The 1784-nt window shown below is 54.6% G+C and carries 1 rRNA gene; it reads right to left on the minus strand.

Annotated features, from left to right (window positions below):
- Nucleotides 1-25 precede the first annotated feature (25 nt).
- Nucleotides 26-1549, minus strand: a 16S ribosomal RNA gene (locus IEX05_RS15115).
- Nucleotides 1550-1784: the final 235 nt, after the last annotated feature.

The raw sequence follows: 1784 nt of genomic DNA on the forward strand, positions 1-1784 counted from the left end.
CCGAAGACCGTCAGATGCTCCTTAGAAAGGAGGTGATCCAGCCGCACCTTCCGGTACGGCTACCTTGTTACGACTTAGTCCTAATTACCGATCCCACCTTCGACAGCTCCCTCCCACAAGGGGTTAGGCCACCGGCTTCAGGTGTTACCGACTTTCATGACTTGACGGGCGGTGTGTACAAGACCCGGGAACGTATTCACCGCAGCGTTGCTGATCTGCGATTACTAGCGACTCCGACTTCATGTAGTCGAGTTGCAGACTACAATCCGAACTGGGACCGGCTTTTTGGGATTCGCTCCACCTCACGGTATCGCAGCCCATTGTACCGGCCATTGTAGCATGCGTGAAGCCCAAGACATAAGGGGCATGATGATTTGACGTCATCCCCACCTTCCTCCGAGTTGACCCCGGCAGTATTCCATGAGTTCCCACCATAACGTGCTGGCAACATAGAACGAGGGTTGCGCTCGTTGCGGGACTTAACCCAACATCTCACGACACGAGCTGACGACAACCATGCACCACCTGTATACCGACCACAAGGGGGCGACTGTTTCCAGCCGTTTCCGGTATATGTCAAGCCTTGGTAAGGTTCTTCGCGTTGCATCGAATTAATCCGCATGCTCCGCCGCTTGTGCGGGTCCCCGTCAATTCCTTTGAGTTTTAGCCTTGCGGCCGTACTCCCCAGGCGGGGAACTTAATGCGTTAGCTGCGTCACGGAGACCGTAGAAAGGCCCCCACAACTAGTTCCCAACGTTTACGGAGTGGACTACCAGGGTATCTAAGCCTGTTTGCTCCCCACTCTTTCGCTCCTCAGCGTCAGTTACGGCCCAGAGATCTGCCTTCGCCATCGGTGTTCCTCCTGATATCTGCGCATTCCACCGCTACACCAGGAATTCCAATCTCCCCTACCGCACTCTAGTCTGCCCGTACCCACTGCAAGCTAGAAGTTGAGCCTCTAGTTTTCACAGCAGACGCGACAAACCGCCTACGAGCTCTTTACGCCCAATAATTCCGGATAACGCTTGCACCCTACGTATTACCGCGGCTGCTGGCACGTAGTTAGCCGGTGCTTTTTCTGCAGGTACCGTCACTTTCGCTTCTTCCCTACTAAAAGAGGTTTACAACCCGAAGGCCGTCATCCCTCACGCGGCGTTGCTGCATCAGGCTTGCGCCCATTGTGCAATATTCCCCACTGCTGCCTCCCGTAGGAGTCTGGGCCGTGTCTCAGTCCCAGTGTGGCCGGTCACCCTCTCAGGCCGGCTACCCGTCGACGCCTTGGTGAGCCATTACCTCACCAACAAGCTGATAGGCCGCGAGCCCCTCCCGAACCGAAAAATCTTTCCCACCATTGACGATGCCGCCATGGTGCGTATTCGGTATTAGACGCCGTTTCCAGCGCTTATCCCAAAGTTCGGGGCAGGTTGCTCACGTGTTACTCACCCGTTCGCCACTAATCCACCTAGCAAGCTAGGCTTCATCGTTCGACTTGCATGTGTTAAGCACGCCGCCAGCGTTCATCCTGAGCCAGGATCAAACTCTCCAAAAAGAAAAAATGCACACCCACACGGGAAAACGCGTGAGCTGCGAGTTTGAAACTGACCAAAAGTAATGTCAACTGACATCAAATTGATCCAAAGGAATCTCTCAAAACTAGGAAAACCTAGTCCGAGGACATATTGGCATTTGACAAGTGCACGCTGTTGAGTTCTCAAGGATCAGACGCACCCAGCCCTCACCATCACAGTGAGCCCTCCGGGGCAACTTCCCTACGCCACCACCAC

It is taken from the genome of Microbacterium nanhaiense, assembly GCF_014646015.1.
GTDB lineage: Bacteria > Actinomycetota > Actinomycetes > Actinomycetales > Microbacteriaceae > Microbacterium > Microbacterium nanhaiense.